The sequence below is a fragment of the Streptomyces griseoloalbus genome (assembly GCA_014650015.1).
Taxonomy (GTDB): Bacteria; Actinomycetota; Actinomycetes; order Streptomycetales; family Streptomycetaceae; genus Streptomyces; species Streptomyces griseoloalbus.
This window is the reverse complement of the sequence record BMUD01000001.1, coordinates 629,537-648,502: the sequence shown is the minus strand read 5'-3', so window position 1 is coordinate 648,502 and position 18,966 is coordinate 629,537. Positions and strand designations below refer to the sequence as shown.

The following is an 18,966-nucleotide window of genomic DNA, read 5'->3' as shown; positions in this document are numbered from 1 at the left end:
CGGGGCAGGACTTCTCGCGCGCCCCTCCGCACACGGGCGGGCCTCATCCGGTCATCCGGGGTGGGACAACGGTCATGGATCGCATGACGCGGGCACTTCCGTCCACGTAGGCTCGAACGGCCTCGAGTGCGGCGGCGAGTGGGAGCGGGGGGACGCGATGGGGTTCGCGGACGTGGCCATGGGTCCGGCCTCGTTCCTCAGCGAGTTCTACACGTCCTTCTGGTGGATCCCGGCCGGCGTCCTGGCCGCCGCCCTGGCCATCAAGCTGCCGACGATCATCCGGCTCTGGACGGACCCGCTGCTGCGCGCGGTCGGCGGTCTGCTGCTGCTCGCCTGCGCGGTGTTCGTGTTCGTCGCGCCCTCGACGATCGTCTGGGTCAACCGCGTCACCGGCGTGCCGAACATCTCGGCGCCCTGGGTGTACTCACTGCTGACCGCTTTCTGCGGCTCCTGCCTGGTGCTGATCATCGCCTGGCGCGACGGCCTGCCCGAGCACTCCGCCTCGACGCGCCGGGCCACCCGCTGGGTGGTCACCGTCTACGGGGGTGTGATCGTCGCGCTGTGGGTGCTGTTCGCCCTCGCGGACGTACCCGTGGAACGGACCCGGGACCTGGACACCTACTACGCCGGCACGCCGTTCATGCGCGAGGAGATCCTGCTGTATCTCCTCGCGCACACCACCGCCGCCCTCATCACCTCGAAGCTGATCTGGAACTGGATCCGCACCGACGGACTCGACGCCTGGCTGCGCTGGGGGCTGAAGTTCCTGGGCGTCGGCTACGCGCTCAACCTGGCCTTCGACGCCGCCAAACTCACGGCCGTGGTGGCGCGTTGGACCGGGAACGACCTGGACTGGCTCAGTCTGAACGTGGCCCCGGCGCTGGCGTGCCTGTCGGCGGTGTCGATCGCGGTCGGCTTCATCCTTCCGCACGCCGGCCAGTATCTGCACGAGCGCTGGCGGATCCGCCGGGCCCACCGCCGGCTGCGGCCGCTGTACCGGCTGATGCGGACCGTGCACGGCGCCGGCGTACCGCTGGTGCTGCGGGCCAGCGCCGAGCTGCGCCTGACCCGCCGCGAGACCTTCATCCGTGACGTCCTGCTGCCGCTGGCCCGGCGCACCGACGAACGGCTGCGGAAGAGGTCGTACGTCGCCGCCCTCGGTCTGGGTTTCCCGCCGGAGCGGGCGAGGGCGCTCGCGGCGGCCGTGGTGATCCTCGACGCGGTCGAGGGCGGAGGGAACCCCGAGTGCGGCGAGGGCCGCGACGGCGGCCACGACCCCGACACCACGGACCTGCTCCGCGAGATCGGGGCCGTCTCGCGCGCCCTGCGCCACCCCGACGTGATCCGGGAGGTCCGCGCCCGCGCCGTGACACCCGAGGACACCGTGGCACCCGAGGACACCGTGGCGGTCACCGAGTGACGGCCCCGCACGCGGAACTGGCCGGGACGGCACCCGTCTTGGCATATTGCACAGGTGACCGAGCCACACCCAGGGGAACAGGGAGACAGCGGTGCGTACCAGGAAGGAGATGCGTCGTCTCGCTGACGCCCTCATCGACCCCATCCAGGTGGCGGTCCCGGCCGATCCCGACGTCCTGTTCGATGCGCTCGTCGCCTCCGTCAGCGCGTGGCGGGGACGCGAGGTGGTCGTCCACCGCGCCTCCTTCCCGCCGCACACCGCGAGCGGGCTGTGGCTGGAGCGCGAGAGCCATGACGACGTGGTGGTGGACGAACGGGCCGCCGTGTGGCACCAGATCGTGATCTTCTGCCACGAGGTGTGGCACATGAGCCGCCGGCAGGCGGACACCTCACCCACGGGTGGGGAGGCCCGTCCGGTCGCCGCGCGCACCGACTTCAGCCTCGCGGAGGAGCAGGAGGCGGACCGCTTCGGCATGCTGATGGGCCGCAGGCTGCGCACCTGGCTGGACGCCTCCGCCGACTCGGTGTTCGTCGCGGAGGGCGGCGCCGCCGAGGACCCGCAGGACCTCGCCGGACGCATCGGGGCCGCGCTCAACTACCGCGGGACCAAGAGATGAGCGGCCTGATCAACTACGTCAGCTGCGGGGTGCTGTGGCTGGGGCTGCTGGTGAAGGCCCCCGATCTGCTGCGGCACCGGCGCGATCCCTATCTGCGGGCGATCTGCGCGGTGCTGGGGCTGGCCGGGCTGTGCTTCTTCCTCGGCGCGCCGCCGACCGTCGGCGCGGTCAACCGGATCGGCGGGGTGCCGAACCTCGCGGCGCCGGTCACCTATGTGGCGATCACCGGGTACTGCGCCGCCTCACAGGTCCTCATCGTGCACTGGCGCGGAGGCCCCGGGGTGCACCGAACCGCCCGCCGCTGGATGGTCGCCTACGCCGTGGTCGTGCTCGCCATCGCGGCGACCTTCACCCTCGGGGACGCGCCCGTGGAGCGCCGCACCGACCTGGACACCTACTACGCGACGACCCCGTTCATCTCCCAGATGATCGTGCTCTACCTGTTCGCGCACCTCACCACCGTGACCGTCACCGCGGTGTCGGCGCTGCGCTGGGCGCGCCGGGTGCGGGGCGGGCTGCGGGCGGGGCTGGCCCTGCTCGGGACCGGCTCGCTGTGCGGCGCCGGTTACAGCGTGGCCAAACTGGTCGCGGTGGGCGCCCGCTGGTCCGGGCGGGACTGGTCGCAGCTCGGCACCACCGTCTCCCCGGCCGCCGCCGGTCTCGGCGCCCTGCTGACGGTCGTCGGCGTGCTGGTGCCGCTGATGACGCCGCAGGTGACCGAGTGGCGGCGGGCCCGGCGGACGTACGCCCGGCTCGGACCCCTGGAGCACGCGCTGGAGGATCTGCTCACCCGCCGGACGCTGCGGCTGCCCCGGCCCCGGCTCGCCTCCCCCACCACCCGGCTGATGTGGCGCCAGACCAGCATCCACAACGCGCTGAGCCACCTGGACGCGTACTTCGACCGGGAGGTGTACGACCGGACCCGCGCCGGTGTGCTGGAGGCGACGGGTGACGCGGAACGGGCCGAGGCCGCCGCCTGGGCCGCGGTGATCACCGCGGCGGTACGGTACGAGGCGGACCCGGGCCGGGAGGTCCCGCCGCCCGACGGCACCGGCCGGCTCCTCGACCGGATGCCGGACCCGACCGCCCTCGCCCGGATCGCCGACGCGCTGACCGGGGGCGTCCCGGCACCCGCGGCCTGCGCCGTGCCGAGCGCGACGACGACGACGGCGGGGACCGTATGAGGGCCGGGGGCCGCGCCGGTACCGGGGACCGCGGGAGCACCGCGGGCCGCTGCGGCACCCGGGACCGCACGCGCACCGGGGTTCGCCTGCGGCGGGCCGGGTGCGGGGAGCCGGGCCCGGCCGGAGGGAGGTGTCCGGCATGAGCCTCGTCGTGTATCTGGCGGCCTTCGTGTTCGGGATGACCTTCGTGCTGCTGTTCCGCCGCCCTCGCAGGGCCATGCGGAACCCGCTGACCCTGTCCACCTGCGTGGCGGTCGTCCTCGGCGCGCTGGTCTTCGTCTGCGCCGCCCCGGCCACCCTCGGCACCGTCAACGAGCTCACCGGCGTCCCCAACTTCGGGGCCCCGATGACCTACGGCATGCTCTCCGCGTACAGCTGCGCCGTGCTGGTGCTGCTGATCAACTGGCGGGGCGGTTCGCGCGAGCGGGTGCGGCGCCTGGTGCTGCGTACCATGGCCGCCTACGGCCTGCTGGTGGTCGCCATCCTCGTGCTGTTCTCGCTCGCCGAGGCGGACACCGAGCGGCTGACCGACCTCGACACGTACTACGCCAACACCCCGTTCATGCGGGAGATGATCCTGCTGTACCTGATCGGGCACAGCACGGCGATGCTGGTGATGTGCGCCGTCTGCGTCAAATGGGGGCGCGAGGTCGGCGGGCTGCTGCGGACCGGGCTGCGGCTGATCCTCCTGGGGGCGCTGCTGGACGTGGTGGGCTTCCAGCTCGCCAAGTACACGGCGATCGTGGCGCGTTGGACGGGCCATGACCTCGACTTCCTGTCCACCACGCTCGCCCCGCCGATGGCGTCGCTGGCCGCGCTGATGTGTTCGGCGGGGTTCGTACTGCCGAGGCTGCTGCCGTCCGCACTCGCCCAGTGGCGGGGACTGGGCGACTACCGGCGGCTGGCTCCGCTGTGGTCCCTCGTGCAGTCGGTGTCCACCGCGCCCAAACCGCCGACCGGCTGGTGGCAGTCGCCCCAGGCACGGCTCCAGTGGCGTGAGGTGTCGATCCACGACGCCCTGCTCGCGCTGGCGCCCTACTTCGACCACCGGGTCCGTGAGCGGGTGCGGGACACCGCCCTGCGCGCGGGCCACTCCCCCCACCGGGCCCGGCTCGCCGCGGAGGCGGCCATGCTCGCCGACGCGGCGCGGCGGGCCGCCGCCCGCGAGGAACCGCCCGGGACCACCGGTACGTACCGGCTGCACGCGACCGAGGTCTCCGGCACCGGCGGACTGGTGGAGCTGGCCCAGGCCCTGCCCCGCCCGCCCGCCGCACCCGCCGCGCCCGGCGGTGCTGTCCCGTCGTCCCTGGCCGAACCCGAGGAGCCCCATGTCGCGTAGAGCTGTCGTCATCGGTGGCGGTCTGGCCGGCATGCTGGCCGCGGCCGTGCTGTCCGCCGCGGGAGTGGACGAGGTCGTCGTGGTGGACCGGGACGAGCTGCCCGAAGGGCCGGAGCACCGCAAGGGGCTGCCGCAGGGGCGGCACGCGCATCTGCTGATGGCCGGCGGCATGCACGCCATGGAGGAGCTGCTGCCGGGCGCCGGGCTGCGCGAGCGGCTGCTCGCCGCCGGGGCGCACGAGATATCGCTCAGCTCGGGCATGCTGGCCCGCACGCCCGAGGGCTGGCTGCGGCGGTGGCGGCGCGAGGGCCCGGCCATGGTGACGTGCAGCCGGGCGCTGCTGGACTGGGTGGTGCGGTCGGCGGTACGGGAACAGGCGCCGGTGCGGATCCGCAAGGCCGCGGTGGTGGGGCTGACGGGCTCCGCGGAGCGGGTGCGGGGGGTGCGGATCGCGGCGCCCGGAGGGGACGCCGGCCTCGACGCGGACCTGGTCGTCGACGCGAGCGGACGCGGGAGCCGGGTCGTCAGCTGGCTGGACGGGCTCGGGCTGTCCGGCGTACGGGAGCGGGCCGTGGACTCCGGGCTGGTCAACGCGTCGCGGATGTACCGGGTGCCGGCGGGCGCGGAACGGTTTCCGCTGACGATCGTGCAGGCCGATCCGTATGTGTCCCGGCCGGCCCGGAGCGCCATGGTCATGCCGATCGAGGGGGGCCGCTGGCTGGTGAGCTGCGGTGGCTCGCGCGGTGGTGAGCCGCCGGCGGACCCGGAGGGGTTCCTGCGGTACACGCTCGACCTGCCGGACCCGATCGTGGGACGGCTGATCTCCGGTGCGGAGCCGCTCACCGATGTGCATCTGAGCCGGTCGACCAGCAATGTGCGGCGCTACCTGGAGAAGCTGCCGCACTGGCCGGAGGGGTTCGTGGTGCTCGGGGACGCGCTGGCCACGTTCAATCCGGCGTACGGGCACGGCATGTCGGTGGCCGCCTTCGGCGCGCGGGTCCTCGACCGGGAGCTGAACCGGGCCGGGGCTCTCACCGCGCCCGGTCTCGCCCGGCGGGTGCTGCGGGGCGCGGCGCGCTCGGCGGACCCGGCGTGGTCCATGGCCGTCGGCCAGGACGTGCTCTACCCGGGGGCGCGCGGCGGCCGTCCGACCGCGGCCGACCGCGTCGTCACGGCGTACACGCGCCGCATGATGAAGGCGGCCACCGGCTCGTACGCGGCGGCCTCGGCGATCTGGGACGTCACCAGCCTGCGCACGCCGCCGACCCGCATGTTCCACCCCGGCGCGGTCCTGGCGGCCCTCGTCGGCTCCCCGCTGCCGCCGTCGACCGAGCCCCCGCTGACCCCGGGCGAACGGGAAGTCCTCCGGGGCCTCGACCGTACGGGCGTGTGATCGGGCGGGGGCGCGATCGGGCGGGCGGGTGATCCGGCGGGCGGGGGTCAGCCCGCGAACGACGGCTGGGCCACGCCCTTGCCCGCGCCCGGCACCACCAGCAGCGAACCCGCGAGGGGATGCGGTGCCGTCAGTCCCACCCGGGCCGTGGTGATGTACAGGTCGGTCAGGTCCTGGCCCCCGAAGGCGCAGGCCGTGACACGGGGGACGGGGAGCGGGATCACGCGGTCCAGGTCGCCCGCCGGGGTGTAGCGGCGTACCGCGCCGCCGTCCCACAGGGCGACCCAGACGCAGCCGTCGGCGTCGACGGTGAGGCCGTCGGGGAAGCCGGCGCCCTCCTCGATCGTGACCAGGCAGCGGCGGCCGGTGATCCTGCCGTCCGCCGCGCCGACGTCGAAGACGTCGATGCGGCGGGTCGGTGAGTCGATGTAGTACATCAGCCGGCCGTCGGGGCTCCAGCCGGTGCCGTTGCTCACCGCCACGTCGTCGAGGAGGACGTGGACCGTGCCGTCGCCGGTGACGCGGGAGAGCGTGCCGCCGTACGGTGCCTCGTCGTAGCGCATGGTGCCCGCCCAGAGGCTGCCGTCGGGGGCGACCGCGGCGTCGTTGCCGCGGCGGCCGGGGACGACCTCGCGGCGCAGCCAGCGGAAGGTGTCGTCGGGGTCGATCAGGCCGATCCCGTCCCGCAGGTTGAGGACGAGGCCGCCGCCCGCGCGGGGCTTGACGGCGCCCACGTGCTGGTCGGTGCGGCGCAGGGTGCGCCGGCCGGTCGCCGGGTCGTAGGTGTGGACGCGGGAGCCGAGGATGTCGATCCACAGCAGGCGGCCCGTCGCCGGGTCCCAGGTGGGGCCCTCGCCCAGGGTCGCCTCGGCCCGGACGGCCACCTCGAACGTGTTCGTCATGCGACGCTCCGGTGGCCCAGGCGCTCGGACAGTTCGGCGGCACCCTTCACGGCGAGCTCTTCCAGCTCGCCCAGCCGCCCGTCGCTCCAGCGGATCATCGGTACGGAGATGGACAGCGCGGCGACCACCTGTCCCGTACGGTCGCGTACCGGCGCGGCGACGCAGCTGACGTCCGGGTTGGACTCACGGCTTTCCACGGCGACGCCCCGCGCGCGGATTTCGGTCAGGGTCTCGCGCAGGGCGGCCGGGTCGGTGATGCTGTTGGGGGTCATCGCGACCAGCTCCGCGTCGTCGGGGATGCGTGCGGTGAGCTCCGGCTCGGGAAGGGAGGCCAGCAGCATCTTGCCGACGGAGGTGCAGTGGGCGGGCAGCCTGCGGCCGGCCGCCGACACCATGCGGACCGCGTGCGTGGAGTCGACCTTGGCGATGTAGATGACGTCGGTGTCCTCCAGGATCGCCACGTGCACCGTCTCGTCGCAGGTCTCGGCGACGGACCGGGCGACCTGCTGGCCCTCGGCGGCGAGGTCGAGGTACTCGGCGTAGCGGGCGCCGAGCTGGTACGGGCGTACGCCGAGCCGGTAGCGTCCGGGCTGGCCCGCCACCGGGACGATGTACTTCCGGGCGGCGAGCGTGGTCACCAGCTCGTGGACGGTGGTGCGCGGCAGCTGGAGCCTGCGCACGATGTCGGGGGCGGAGAGTGTTCCGTCCCCGTCGAGGAAGAGCTCGAGAATGTCGAGAGCCCGGGTCACGGCTGGTACAAGGCGTCCCACGACCGGCCCCCTCCCTATGTGTCTCAGGCGCCTGCGGTTCGTTCGAGATTTCAACAGGCGATCGGAATGGCGAACACACAGGCTAGCCATACGGGCCGTACCGGGCAATGGCCCGGATACACGGGGCACGCCCGGCACCACCCGCGGTGAGCACGTCCACCGCCACTGCCCGGCCACCGCCACTGCCCACGGTCATCGTCGTGCGCGGGGACCCCCCAGTTCGCCGCGGAGCCGCTGGGCCCTCAGCACCAGTTCCAGTTCGAAGCGGCGGTCCGGGTCGTCGATCTCGTCGCCCCACAGTTCGCGGATCTGGCGGAGGCGGTAGCGGACGGTCTGCGGGTGGACGCCCAGGCGGGCCGCTACCTCCGGCGCCCCGCCCCGCGTCTCCAGCCACGCCAGTAACGTTTCCGCGAGCCGCCGGCCGTGCGTCGGACCGCAGTGGGTCAGCGGGGCCAGGCAGCGCAGCGCGAGGTCGTCGATCAGTTCCTCCGGCTGGAGCAGCACCAGCGCCTCGGTGTGCTCGGTGCAGTGCAGCACCTCACCGGCCGGCAGGAGCTCGCGCACCATCAGCCGTACCGCCGCCTCCGCCCAGCGCAGCGACTTCGCCGCGTCGGCGAGCGGCACCGGCGGTCCGATCGCCCCGGACCAGCCGGTGAGCGCGCGGTGCAGCAGTTCCGGGCGGCCCGCCGCGTCCGGTTCGGGCACGACCATGCGGGGCAGCTCGTACTCCATGTCGAGCAGCACCTCCTGCCCCACCGCGGGCGCCACCGCCTCCCGCGCCGGGCGCAGCAGCACACCCACCGCGACCCTGCCGGGCAGCGGCCAGCCGATCCGGGCGGCCCGCTCGGCGAGCGCGTCGGCCGGATCACCCCGGTGGTGCTCGGCGAGCAGCAGTTCCATCAGGCGGCGTTGCAGCCGCAGCCGTTCACCGGCCTGGCGGGCGGCGGCCTCGGCGTATCCGCGCACCGACTGGTCGACCAGGCCGTCGAGGTACTCGTAGCCGGCGTCGACCAGTTCGTACATGGCGGGCGGCGGGATGTCGACGCGCTGGCCGATGTCGGCGAAACGGCGCCAGGCGAGGCGGACGCCCATGCGGTAGATCGCCTGGAGCGAGTCCAGCGACCGTCCGTGCAGGCCCTCGCCGCGCCCGAATTCCTGGAAGACGTCCGGCGGTACGGTCGGCCGGCCCGCCGAGTGGTCCGCCTGCTCCAGGTGCCGGACGAAGGCCTCGATGGCGCGCCGGATGCCGACCAGGGCCATGGGCTCGCCGGAGTCGTCCAGGACGACGGGCAGGTGCGGGTACTCGCGCCGGATCTCGCTCATGATCTCCCCGGCGAGCGCGGGTGCCTCGGCGAGGGCGACCTCGGCGAACCGGCGCACCTGGTGGCGCGGCACGTCGTGCCAGGCGGAGCGGGCCGTGAGGGCTCGGGACGCCGTCACGGGTCAACTCCCCTGACCGGCTCGCTCGTAGGTGATCAACGGGGTGTTGGGCTGGTCGGGCCGGGCTTCGAGCAGGGCCACGACACCGAGGGCGGCGCCCACGGCGAGGACCGCGGCGAGCGCGACCGTCAGGGTGGCGGCGAGCAGTCTGGACATCGCAGGGTCAGCCTCTCTGTCGGGAGGTTCCCCACCCCCGCACGGTGACCGACCACCCCCACGCGTCGTGTCCACAGTGTCGACACGACATTGACACCCCGTCAAGGGGCGCCTACCGTTCCCGGCCCAGAGGGGGTGGGGAACCTCCCGTACGCGCACTTACGCCCACGGCGTCGGCCGGTCCGTGTCGCGCCGTCCCAAGTCTCTGGAGTGCCCGGATGCGCCGTACCGCTTCCCCTTTCTCCCTGGTCCTGCTGGGTCTCGGCACATTCCTCCTGGTGCTGGCGCCGCTGCTCGCCTGGTATGTGCACCCGCGGGCCGCGGTGAACCCGATCGACATCGACACCACCGCCGTCTACACCGGCCGGGGCAGCGTCTTCGACCTCGACCGGATCGAGACCGTGCCCGACCAGAACATCACCGTCACCCAGCGGGTGCGCGGCAACGTCGAGGAGAGCGAGCGCAGCGGAAACGCGGTGTGGGACGTGACGACCTCGGTCGACACGGACACGTCGCTGCCGGCCGCCGATCCGCATGACGCGCTGGACTTCACCCCGCACCGCTGGGTGCTGGACCGCAGGACCACCGAGCCGGTGCACTGCTGCGAGGAGACACCGCACATCGAGGGCGAGGCCTATCTGAAGTTCCCGTTCGACGTGCAGAAACGCTCCTACCAGTGGTGGGACAACACCCTCGGCGACACGGTGGTGCTGCGCCACCGGGGCACGGAGAAGGTCCAGGGCCACACCGGGTACCGGTTCACCGGTTCGGTGCCGCCGACGAAGACCGGCACCCGGCTGGTGCCGGGCAGCATCGTGGGTCAGCCGGACCGGCCGCAGGTGCTGGCCGAGGAGTGGTACGCCAACCACGGCGTGGAGCTGATCGTGGACCAGCGCACCGGCCGGGTGCTGTACGCGCGGACCGGCCCCCGGCGGACCCTGCGGGCGCCCGGCGGGACGAAGGACGCGGCGGTGCTGCTGGACACCGAGAAGGTCGCCTTCACGACACGGACGCAGCGGGAGGCCGTGCGGCAGGCCAAGCGCGACAGTGACCAACTCCGGTTGCTGGGCGAGACGTTGCCCATCGGGGCGGCTGCGGCGGGAACCGTCCTCGCGGTGATCGGCGCCGTCCTGGTGGTCCGTGGGCGGAGGGCGGAGGAAAGTCCCGATACGTCCGGTATGCCCCGGCCGACCCTCACGAAGTGACGTGACGTCAGGTTCAACAAAGCCGGAATTTGTCACGTCCGTGAGTAGCCGTGGGGAACGGCTGGGCGAAAACTGTCCCATCCCCACCCCTCACAGCCCGTCCACACCCCCCGCCCAGGAACCTCCCGGAGTCACCACAGCCGGACTCCCCCATCCCCACCCCCTGCCTCCCGGCTGTCCCCACGCCGAGTTCCGCACCCCGAGACGAGTTGGAGCACCGATGCCCCAGCACGTGCCGTCCCCGCTGCGTACCGCGCCCCCCGGCGCGCCGCAGCACACTCCGGCGCTCCCCCCGCATCCGCGCCGGATCGTCTTCCTCGCCCACCGCGACCTGGGCAATCCGGCGGCAGGTGGCTCCGAGCTGCTGGTCGACCGGCTCGCCGACGGCCTGACCCGCCTGGGCCACCAGGTCACCCTGCTGTGCGGGGGCCCCGCGGCCTTCCGTGACTACCGGGTGGTGTCGGCGGGCGGAACGTACGACCACTATCTGCGCGCCCGTTCCGCCTTCGCCCGTCAGGTCGGCGACTGCGATCTGCTGGTCGAGGTGTGCAACGGCGTGCCCTATCTGGCGCCGCTGTGGCATCACGGGCCCACGCTGTGCCTGGTCAACCATGTGCACACCGATCTGTGGCGGATGCGGTTCGGCGGCCCGCTGGCCCCGGCCGCGCGGATCGGGCGAAGACTCGAGCACTGGGCGCTCACCGGCGCGCGGCAGCGCGGGCCGGTCGTCGCCGTGTCCGCGTCGACGGCCCGCGCCCTGCACGGGATCGGCGTACCGCGGGAGCGGATCCGGGTCGTGCACAACGGCGTGACGGACCCCGGCCCGCGCGCCGAGCGCTCCCCCGAGCCGCTGTTCGTGGCGGTGGGCCGGCTCGTCGAGTACAAGCGGATCGATCTGCTGTTACGCCTGTGGGAGCGGGTGCGGCCGGTCACCGGCGGCCGGCTCGTGATCGTCGGCGACGGGCCGGAACGGGAGCGGCTGGAGCGGCCGGCCGGCCCGGGAGTCGAGTTCACCGGACACGTCTCCGAGGCGGAGAAGCACCGGCTGCTCTGCGCGGCCTGGCTGTTGCTGCACCCCTCCGCGGTGGAGGGCTGGGGCCTGGTGGTCACCGAGGCCGCCGCGCGCGGCACCCCGACGGTCGCCTTCGACGTACCCGGGCTGCGGGACTCCGTACGGGACGGCGAGACGGGAGTGCTGGCGCGGGGGGAGTCGTCGTTCGCGGCTGCCTGGTGCGCGGTGGCGCTGGACGCCGAGCGACGGGAGTCGATGGGCAAGGCCGCACTGGAGCATGCGGCTCGCTATCGCTGGGAGCACACGGTGCGGGAGTTCCGGGCCGTGGCCCGGGAGGCTGTTCGATGACGCCCTGGCGCCGGGGCGGTGAGGTCGTTGCGCGGCTGCGGCCGCGTCGTGGCGGGTCGCGCCCCGCGGCGAAGCCGCACATGGACACGGCCCCGCGCCCCCGCAGGGGCGTGGTGCCGCACGGACGTTTCGAGGATCCGTCCCTTCGGCGGTCTCTCGCTCTCTTCCGGGCGTTTTTGCGGGAGCCGGTGGATCCCGATGGCTGTTACTCGTTGCTCGCCCGGGATGCCGTCGACCAGGTCGAGGCGTACGGCGGGGCCGTGGCCGGGCGGGTCGTAGTGGATGTCGGCGGGGGCAGCGGGTACTTCACCGAGGAGTTCCGCCGGCGCGGCGGGCACTGCTATCTCTTCGAACCCGATGTGCGGGAACTCGGCGCGAAGCCGCCCGACGGGACCGTGGTCGCGGACGGGTATCTGCTGCCGCTGGCCGACGGGTCGGCGGACGTCACGTTCTCCTCCAACGTCCTGGAGCACGTGGCCGATCCGCAGACCTTCCTCAGCGAGCTGGCGCGGGTGACCCGGCCGGGCGGTCTGATCTACGTGTCGTTCACCAACTGGCTCTCCCCGTGGGGCGGTCACGAGTGGGCGCCCTGGCACTACCTGGGCGCCGAGCGGGCCCGCGCCCGCTACCGGCGCCGTACCGGCAGGCCCGCCAAGCACACGCTCGGCGAGAACCTCTTCGCCGTGCACATCGGCACCACCCTGCGGCAGGTGCGCGCCCGTGACGACGTGCGGATCGTCTCGGCGCGCTCCCGCTACTGGCCGTTCCTCCCGGAGACCGTGGTCAAGGTGCCCGGACTCCGCGAATTCGCCACCTGGAACCTCCTCCTCATCCTCCGGCGGTGTCCCGCATGACGACCACGGTCCAGGCTCCCCCTCCGGCAGCCGTCCCCACCCGTGCGACCACCTCGGGGCCCCCGGAGGGCCCGCGCTCGCGCCGCTGGCTGCTCGGTTTCTGGGCCGTGGTGTTCGTCCTGTTCCTGGCGGTGCAGCCGGGCCGGCAGACCTTCGACACCAAGCTCGGCGTCACCGTCGACCCGGGGCGGTTCCTCGCCGATCTGGGCCAGTTGTGGCAGGACCGGGGCTCCTTCGGCGGAATCTCCGACCAGTACGCCGGTTATCTGTGGCCGATGCTGCCGTTCTACTGGCTGTGCGACCTGGTGCGGCTGCCGGTGTGGCTGGCGGAGCGGCTGTGGCTGTCGCTGATCGTGTCGGTCGCGTTCTGGGGCGCGCTGCGGCTGGCGGAGCGGCTGCGCGTGGGCAGCGGGGCGTCCCGGCTGCTCGCGGCGGTGGCGTACGCGCTGTGGCCGGTGTTCACGACGGTCGTCGGTTCGACGTCGGCCGCCGCGCTGCCGGGCGCGCTCCTGCCCTGGGTGTTGCTGCCGCTGACGGACGAGCGGTACGCGGCCCGCGTCGCGGCGCTGCGTTCGGCGCTGCTCGTGCCGTTCATGGGCGGCGTCAACGCGGCCTCGACCCTGGCGTCCCTGCTTCCGGTCGGCCTGTATCTGCTCTCCCGCCCGCCGGGTCCGCGGCGGCGCGGGCTGATCGCCTGGTGGGCGCCCGCGGTGATGGTGGCGACGGCGTGGTGGTGGATCCCGCTGCTGTTGCTCGGGGTCCACGGCGAGAACTTCCTCCCCTACATCGAGACCTCGCGGACCACGACCGACACCATGGCGGCGACGGAGGCGCTGCGCGGCGCCGGGAACTGGGTGGCGTATCTGCACTTCGGTGAGGCGTGGCTGCCGGCCGGGTGGACGGTGGCGTCCTCGGCGCCGGTCATCGTCTGCTCGGCGCTCGCGGCCGGGCTGGGGCTCGCGGGGCTGGCCCGGCGGGACGTGCCGGAGCGGCGCTGGCTGGTGCTGACCGTGCTGGTGGCGGCGCTGGTGCTGCTCGCCGGGTACGGGGGCGCGTTCGGCGCGCCGTTCCACTCGGTGGTGCAGGACTGGCTGGACGGGTGGCTGGCGCCGTTCCGCAACGTCTACAAGTTCCAGACGGGGCTCGCGCTGGCGCTGGTGCTGGGGCTCGCGCACCTGGCGGGCGCGGCGGCCGAGCCGCGCGGGGCGCACCGGGTGCGCGGCCGGCGGTTCGCGCCACTGGCCGCCGCGGTCCTGATCCTGCCGGGTCTGATGTGGCCGTATCTCAATGGCTCGATCCTCGGTGCCGGCTCCTTCCAGGAGATCCCCAAGTACTGGCAGTCCACGGCCGACTGGCTGGAGAAGCACTCCCCCGACTCCCGCGCCCTGGTGGTCCCGGCGACCGCGCACGGCATCCACACCTGGGGATCGACCATCGACCAGCCGCTGGACGCGGTCGCCGACTCCCGCTGGGCGCAGCGCGACTACGTGCCCTTCGGCACCCCCGGCAACCGGCGCGCCATGGACGCGGTCGAGCAGGCCCTGCTCACCGGCGGCGAAGTGCCGGGACTCGCCGACTACCTGAGCCGTGCGGGCGTCTTCCACGTCGTCGTCCGCAACGATCTCGACCCCGACCGGATCGGCTACGTGCCCACGACGACGGTCAAGCGCACGCTGGAGCAGTCGGGGTACGAGCGGGTGACCGGGCTCGGCCCGCTGATGACGGGCGGGGTGATCGCGCACGACACCCCGCTCCAGGTCGAGGGCCTGTATCCGCGGCAGCGGGCGGTGGAGATCTACCGTCCGGCGGGCGCGGACGTCCCGCGTCCGGGGCAGGCCGGGCTGGCGCCGATCGCCGACACCGCCGTGGTGTCCGGCGGGCCCGAGGCGCTGCTGCCGCTGGCGGACGAGCTGCGCGGCCGGCCCGCCGTGCTGACCGGTGACCGCCGTCCCGGGCTCGGCACCCCGCCGGTGCAGGTGACCGGTGACGGCATGCGGCGCGCGGACACCCGGTTCGGGCTGGTCAACGCGAACACGTCGTACACGTACACGCGCGGCGAGCGCAATGCGCCGGACGCCGCGCAGGACGCGGGTGAGCCGCCGCACCAGATCCTGCCGACCGAGGGGCAGGAACACCAGACGGTGGCCGAACTGCGCGGCGCCCGCGCGGTGACGGCGTCCTCCTACGGCAACTGGCTGTTCCATCTGCCGCGGTACGACCCGGTGAACGCCTTCGACGGCGACCCGGACACCGCGTGGGCGGAGGGTTCGGCCGGTTCCCCGGACGGGCAGTGGCTGCGCATCGCCTTCGACGGCACGTACGACATGCCGGAGTCCGTCGGGGTCACCCCGCTGCCGCAGGACGGTGTCCGGGCGGCGGCCACCCGGCTGCGGGTGGAGACCGAGAACGGGTCCGTGACCGGATTCCTCCGGGCCGACGGCACCGGGCAGCGGATCAAGGCGCCCGCGGGCCCGACCGGCTGGATGAGGCTGACGATCGTCGACTCGACGGCCGAGCGCTCCGGTCTCACCGGGGCGGGCTTCTCCGAGATCGACCTGCCCGGCGTACAGGTGACCCGGCTGCTGCGGCTGCCCACCGACGCGGCGGACTCCACGGCCTCCGCCCAGGTCGTCTCCCTGCACCGCGCCGCCGACCCCACCGGGCTGTCCCTCACGGGCGGCGAGACGGGGCTGCACCGCCGGTTCGACACGGCCACGGCGGGGACGTACGAGGTGCGGGCGAGCGCGGTGGCGGTGCCGGGCGAGGCACTGGACCGGCTGCTGTACGAGGTGGCGCCCGAGCAGCGGAACCGGATCGTCGCCACCGCCGACTCCACGGCACGGCTGGGCGCGGGGCTGTCCGCGCGCAATCTGACCGACGGTGACCTGACCACGGCGTGGATCGCGGGCGACCGGCCCACCGTCCATCTGACCTGGTCCGGGAAGCGGCCGGTCGGGGAAGTGGTGCTGGCCCCGGCCGGTGGGCTGTCCGCGCGCGCCGCCGAGGTGCACATCAGCTCCCCGGACGGCGCGGCGATCGCGGGCGTCGACGAGAACGGCATGGTCCGCTTCCCGCCGATCACCACCGACCGCCTCGACATCACGGTCACCGGGACCGCCCCGCTCACCCTGCACAACCCCGTGGTCGACGAGGACCTGCAGTTGCCGGTGGGGCTGACCGAGGCGTACGTCCCCGCCCTCGACCAGTACCGCACCCCGCGGCCGTCCGGCACCCGTGAGGTGTCGCTGGAGTGCGGCAAGGGTCCGGTGCTGGCGGTGGACGGCGAGCTGTACGGGACGAGCGTGCGCGGGACGGTACGGGACCTGGTGGAGCGGCGCCCGGTCGAGGTGACGCTGTGCCGGGACGGCCGGGCGGACCGGGAGGTGGAGCTGCCGGCGGGAGCGCACCGGGTCGAGGGCGGTGACGCGGGTCCGCTGGCGGTGACCGACGTGACGCTGACCCGCGGGACCGTGCCCCAGGCCGCGACCTCCGGTCGTGAGCTGCGGATACGGGACTGGCTGGGCGACCGCCGCGAGGTGAGCGTCGGCTCGGGAGCGGCCTCGTACCTCACGACGTACGAGAACCACAACGACGGCTGGACGGCCACGCTGAACGGCGAGGAGCTCACGCCGTTGCGGCTGGACGGCTGGCAGCAGGGCTGGCGGATCCCGGCGGGCGCGGGCGGCACGGTGAAGCTGTCCTACGGGCCGGCGACGACGTACGACGCCGGGCTGATCGGAAGCGGTGTGGGGATCGCGGTGCTGGTCGGGCTGGTGCTGTGGCGGCGCGACGCCGCCAACCCCGACGCGCCGCAGCCGGTTCCGCCGGCGCCCGGGGTGTGGCTCGGCGCGGTGGCCCTGACGCTGGTCGGCGTGGTGATCGCGGGCTGGTGGGCGCTGCTGGTACCGGCCCTGGCGCTGCTCGCGCGGCGCCGGCCCGCGTTGCTGGTGCCGGTCGCGTTCGCCGCGCTCGCGGGAGCGGGCGTCGCGGCGGCGTTCGGGGCGGGCGAGCCGGTGGGCGCGGGCGGGGGCGCCTTCGGCCACACGGCCCAACTGCTGTCCCTGCTCGGCCTGTTCGCGGCCCTGGTGACTCTCGGCGAGTCCCGCGGCCGGGCGCGGGAGCCGGGCGACCGCGCGGACGGCCACCCGGACGAGCCGGGCTCCACGGCGGTACTGCCCGCGGTCACGGCGGCCACCGGCCCGCGACCACCGGTGCCACCGCCCGCCGCCGGAACACACCCACCGGCGCCCCCCTCCACCACCGGAACACGCCCACCGGTACCCCCCTCCGCCACCGGAACGGACGTGCCACGACAGCGGGGCGGGGCCGTATGAGCGCACCCCCGCGCATCCCGTTCCCCGTCGTCGACGAGGTGGCCCGGCACTGTCTCCAGGAGGAGGAGCCGGAGACGGTGCACATCGAGGTGCACCTCCCCGGGCCCCTGGAGCCCGCCCGGATACGCAAGGCGTTCACCGAGGCCCTGCGACGGCATCCGCGCGTCCTGGTGCGCGAGGCGCCGGGCCCCTGGTACCGGCGCCGCTACGAATGGGAGCTGACCGACGAGCCGGACATGGAGGTGGTGAGCTTCCCGGCCCCGGGGAAGGACGCGCTGCGGGACGCCCGGACCCGGGCGCTGGCCCAGGCGCCCCCGCTCACCGCGTCCCCGCCGGTCCGGCTGGAGGTGGTGGCGGACGGGCAGGGGACCGTCCTCTTCCTCACCATCAACCACACCGCCCTGGACGGCCCCGCCTGCCTCCGGGTCCTGGCCACCGCCGCCGAGCTCTACGGCGGCCGGGACAACTCCCCCGCCGCCCCGCCCGTACGTCCCCCCGGGGCACCGCAGGGCCCGCCGGACGCCCCCTCCGCCTGGTCCCCGCCGGCCCGCGTGGCCCCCGGCACCCCCGAGCTCTCGCCCGGCAACGGCCTCCTCGTCGCCGAACTCCCGTTGCCGCGCCGCCCCAGGGGCGCCCCGTACACGGTCAACGACCAGCTGATGGTCACCACCGCGCTGACCATCGCCCACTGGAACCGGGAGCACGGCGCACCCCGCCGTCCCCTGCGCATCACCATGCCGGTCGACGACCGTCCCCGGGACACCACGATGCCCATCGGCAACGGCACCCGGCTGGTCGAAGTGCCCTTCGCGCCGGAGGAACTGGACCCCGCCCAGATGCCCGGACTGCTGCGCCGCACGGCGACACGCACCCGTGCCCTGAAGTCCCTCCCGCGCCCGCAGCTCGGCCACGGCGCCACCCTGCTCACCGCGCCCTGGGCGCCGGTCGGCTGCCGTGCCGCGCTCACCCGGGCGTTGCGCAGGGCGGCGGCGCCGTGGACGTCGACGACACTGCTCAGCAACATCGGCCGGGTCCCCTACCCGCTCGACTTCGGCGAGGAGGCGGGCCGGGCGGGCGCGGTGTGGTTCTCGGCGCCGGCCCGGATGCCCCGTGGTCTCACCGTCACCACCGCCTCCACCGCGGGCCGGCTCCATCTGGCCCTGCGCTGGTCCCGGGCGCTGCTCGGCCACGGCGACGGCGCCCGCCTGCGCGACCTGTTCGCACACCATCTGCACACCACGGAGGCGACCGAGTGACGACCACCGCACCCCCGCCCCGCGCACTGCGCGACTTCTACGAGGACCCGGCGGTCCCCGTGGCGTCGGGCCCCTCCCGCAGCCGCCGCCAGGCCCGCATGCTGGCCCGCGCGCTCGGCCCGGCCGGCCACGGCGGCCCGCGCACGATCCTCGACATCGGCTGCGGCGACGGCACGGCCGCCGCCACCGCGGCCCCCTACCTGCGCGGCCACCGCATCGTCGGCGTCGACTGGTCCCAGGACGCCCTGGCCCGCGCCCGCACCCGGCTGCCGTACGCGGTGCGCGGCGAACTCACCGGCGGCGGGCTGCCGTTCGCCGCCGGGTCGGCCGACGCGGTCCTGTTCAGCGAGGTGATCGAGCACCTCGTCGACCCGGACGCGGCGCTCGACGAGATCCGCCGCGTGCTGCGCCCCGGCGGCCATCTGATGCTGTCCACGCCGAACCTGGCCGCCTGGTACAACCGGGTGCTGCTGCTCGCCGGGGTGCAGCCGGTGTTCTCCGAGGTCAGTCTGCGCGGCATCCACGGCCGGCCGGGCACGCGGGTCGTGGGGCATCTGCGGCTCTGCACGGCCCGCGCGCTGCGGGAGTTCGTCACCGCGTCCGGCTTCACCGTCGTACGCCTCGAAGGGGCCCCCTTCCACGGCGTACCGCGTCCGCTGCGCGCGCTGGACCGGCTGGCGTGTGCCAGGCCGCCGCTCGCGTCGATCCTGCTGCTGCACGCACGTCGGACGTGAGGG

The 18,966-nt window shown here is 74.2% G+C and carries 15 protein-coding genes; 11 read left to right on the top strand and 4 right to left on the bottom strand.

Annotation, left to right across the window (positions count from 1 at the left end; all coding sequences use genetic code 11):
- Positions 1-157 precede the first annotated feature (157 nt).
- The 5 genes from IE178_RS02830 to IE178_RS02810 all read left to right on the top strand — a co-directional run bounded on the left by IE178_RS02830 (position 158) and on the right by IE178_RS02810 (position 5,952).
- On the top strand, positions 158-1,420 hold the full coding sequence (locus tag IE178_RS02830; protein ID WP_193511158.1) for an MAB_1171c family putative transporter: 1,263 nt from the start codon (positions 158-160) through the stop codon (positions 1,418-1,420).
- A 91-nt stretch (positions 1,421-1,511) separates the two neighbouring features.
- On the top strand, positions 1,512-2,036 hold the full coding sequence (locus IE178_RS02825; RefSeq protein ID WP_193511157.1) for a toxin: 525 nt from the start codon (positions 1,512-1,514) through the stop codon (positions 2,034-2,036).
- The gene (locus IE178_RS02820) at positions 2,033-3,220 is read left to right on the top strand and encodes an MAB_1171c family putative transporter (RefSeq protein WP_193511156.1); all 1,188 of its coding nucleotides are present in this window, start codon (positions 2,033-2,035) and stop codon (positions 3,218-3,220) included. Before IE178_RS02825 ends, IE178_RS02820 begins: the two co-directional genes overlap by 4 nt.
- 139 nt (positions 3,221-3,359) lie before the next feature.
- Positions 3,360-4,559: an MAB_1171c family putative transporter gene (locus IE178_RS02815; RefSeq protein WP_193511155.1), complete on the top strand. Its 1,200-nt coding sequence runs from the start codon at positions 3,360-3,362 to the stop codon at positions 4,557-4,559.
- Positions 4,549-5,952 (top strand): FAD-dependent monooxygenase, encoded by a 1,404-nt coding sequence (locus tag IE178_RS02810; RefSeq protein ID WP_193511154.1) that lies wholly within the window; start codon positions 4,549-4,551, stop codon positions 5,950-5,952. Before IE178_RS02815 ends, IE178_RS02810 begins: the two co-directional genes overlap by 11 nt.
- Before the next feature lie 47 nt (positions 5,953-5,999).
- Here the strand turns inward: IE178_RS02810 and IE178_RS02805 are convergent, their stop codons facing one another.
- From IE178_RS02805 to IE178_RS02790, 4 genes are all read right to left on the bottom strand, one after another.
- Positions 6,000-6,854 (bottom strand): SMP-30/gluconolactonase/LRE family protein, encoded by an 855-nt coding sequence (locus tag IE178_RS02805; protein ID WP_184760772.1) that lies wholly within the window; start codon positions 6,852-6,854, stop codon positions 6,000-6,002.
- On the bottom strand, positions 6,851-7,624 hold the full coding sequence (locus IE178_RS02800; RefSeq protein WP_193511153.1) for an IclR family transcriptional regulator: 774 nt from the start codon (positions 7,622-7,624) through the stop codon (positions 6,851-6,853). The genes IE178_RS02805 and IE178_RS02800 overlap by 4 nt, the downstream gene beginning before the upstream one ends.
- A 192-nt stretch (positions 7,625-7,816) precedes the next feature.
- A complete protein-coding gene (locus IE178_RS02795; RefSeq protein WP_184760770.1) occupies positions 7,817-9,064 on the bottom strand; it encodes a PucR family transcriptional regulator in 1,248 nt (415 codons plus the stop codon).
- Between the two features lie 3 nt (positions 9,065-9,067).
- The gene (locus tag IE178_RS02790) at positions 9,068-9,220 is read right to left on the bottom strand and encodes a hypothetical protein (RefSeq protein ID WP_184760769.1); all 153 of its coding nucleotides are present in this window, start codon (positions 9,218-9,220) and stop codon (positions 9,068-9,070) included.
- Between the two features lie 218 nt (positions 9,221-9,438).
- Between IE178_RS02790 and pgfA the strand changes: the two genes are divergently transcribed.
- The 6 genes from pgfA (at position 9,439) to IE178_RS02760 (ending at position 18,963) form a co-directional block, all read left to right on the top strand.
- On the top strand, positions 9,439-10,425 hold the full coding sequence (gene pgfA, locus IE178_RS02785; RefSeq protein ID WP_193511152.1) for a cell envelope lipid trafficking protein PgfA: 987 nt from the start codon (positions 9,439-9,441) through the stop codon (positions 10,423-10,425).
- Between the two features lie 220 nt (positions 10,426-10,645).
- Positions 10,646-11,785: a glycosyltransferase family 4 protein gene (locus IE178_RS02780; RefSeq protein WP_193511151.1), complete on the top strand. Its 1,140-nt coding sequence runs from the start codon at positions 10,646-10,648 to the stop codon at positions 11,783-11,785.
- 80 nt (positions 11,786-11,865) lie between these two features.
- Positions 11,866-12,639 carry a class I SAM-dependent methyltransferase gene (locus IE178_RS02775; protein WP_184760766.1) on the top strand — a complete coding sequence of 258 codons (774 nt, stop codon included), beginning with the start codon at positions 11,866-11,868 and terminating at the stop codon, positions 12,637-12,639.
- A complete protein-coding gene (locus IE178_RS02770; RefSeq protein WP_193511150.1) occupies positions 12,636-16,973 on the top strand; it encodes an alpha-(1->3)-arabinofuranosyltransferase domain-containing protein in 4,338 nt (1,445 codons plus the stop codon). Before IE178_RS02775 ends, IE178_RS02770 begins: the two co-directional genes overlap by 4 nt.
- Complete coding sequence (locus IE178_RS02765; RefSeq protein ID WP_193511149.1) at positions 16,970-18,229, top strand: condensation protein; 1,260 nt, start codon at positions 16,970-16,972, stop codon at positions 18,227-18,229. The genes IE178_RS02770 and IE178_RS02765 overlap by 4 nt, the downstream gene beginning before the upstream one ends.
- Positions 18,226-18,963 carry a class I SAM-dependent methyltransferase gene (locus IE178_RS02760; protein ID WP_193511148.1) on the top strand — a complete coding sequence of 246 codons (738 nt, stop codon included), beginning with the start codon at positions 18,226-18,228 and terminating at the stop codon, positions 18,961-18,963. The genes IE178_RS02765 and IE178_RS02760 overlap by 4 nt, the downstream gene beginning before the upstream one ends.
- Positions 18,964-18,966: the final 3 nt, after the last annotated feature.

Bases quoted from the DNA above. Each gene is read 5' to 3' on its own strand.
- IE178_RS02790 (WP_184760769.1), bottom strand. From the start codon at position 9,220: ATGTCCAGACTGCTCGCCGCCACCCTGACGGTCGCGCTCGCCGCGGTC.
- IE178_RS02765 (WP_193511149.1), top strand. From the start codon at position 16,970: ATGAGCGCACCCCCGCGCATCCCGTTCCCCGTCGTCGACGAGGTGGCC.
- IE178_RS02780 (WP_193511151.1), top strand. From the start codon at position 10,646: ATGCCCCAGCACGTGCCGTCCCCGCTGCGTACCGCGCCCCCCGGCGCG.
- IE178_RS02830 (WP_193511158.1), top strand. From the start codon at position 158: ATGGGGTTCGCGGACGTGGCCATGGGTCCGGCCTCGTTCCTCAGCGAG.
- IE178_RS02820 (WP_193511156.1), top strand. From the start codon at position 2,033: ATGAGCGGCCTGATCAACTACGTCAGCTGCGGGGTGCTGTGGCTGGGG.
- IE178_RS02805 (WP_184760772.1), bottom strand. From the start codon at position 6,854: ATGACGAACACGTTCGAGGTGGCCGTCCGGGCCGAGGCGACCCTGGGC.
- IE178_RS02815 (WP_193511155.1), top strand. From the start codon at position 3,360: ATGAGCCTCGTCGTGTATCTGGCGGCCTTCGTGTTCGGGATGACCTTC.
- pgfA (WP_193511152.1), top strand. From the start codon at position 9,439: ATGCGCCGTACCGCTTCCCCTTTCTCCCTGGTCCTGCTGGGTCTCGGC.
- IE178_RS02770 (WP_193511150.1), top strand. From the start codon at position 12,636: ATGACGACCACGGTCCAGGCTCCCCCTCCGGCAGCCGTCCCCACCCGT.
- IE178_RS02810 (WP_193511154.1), top strand. From the start codon at position 4,549: ATGTCGCGTAGAGCTGTCGTCATCGGTGGCGGTCTGGCCGGCATGCTG.
- IE178_RS02775 (WP_184760766.1), top strand. From the start codon at position 11,866: ATGGACACGGCCCCGCGCCCCCGCAGGGGCGTGGTGCCGCACGGACGT.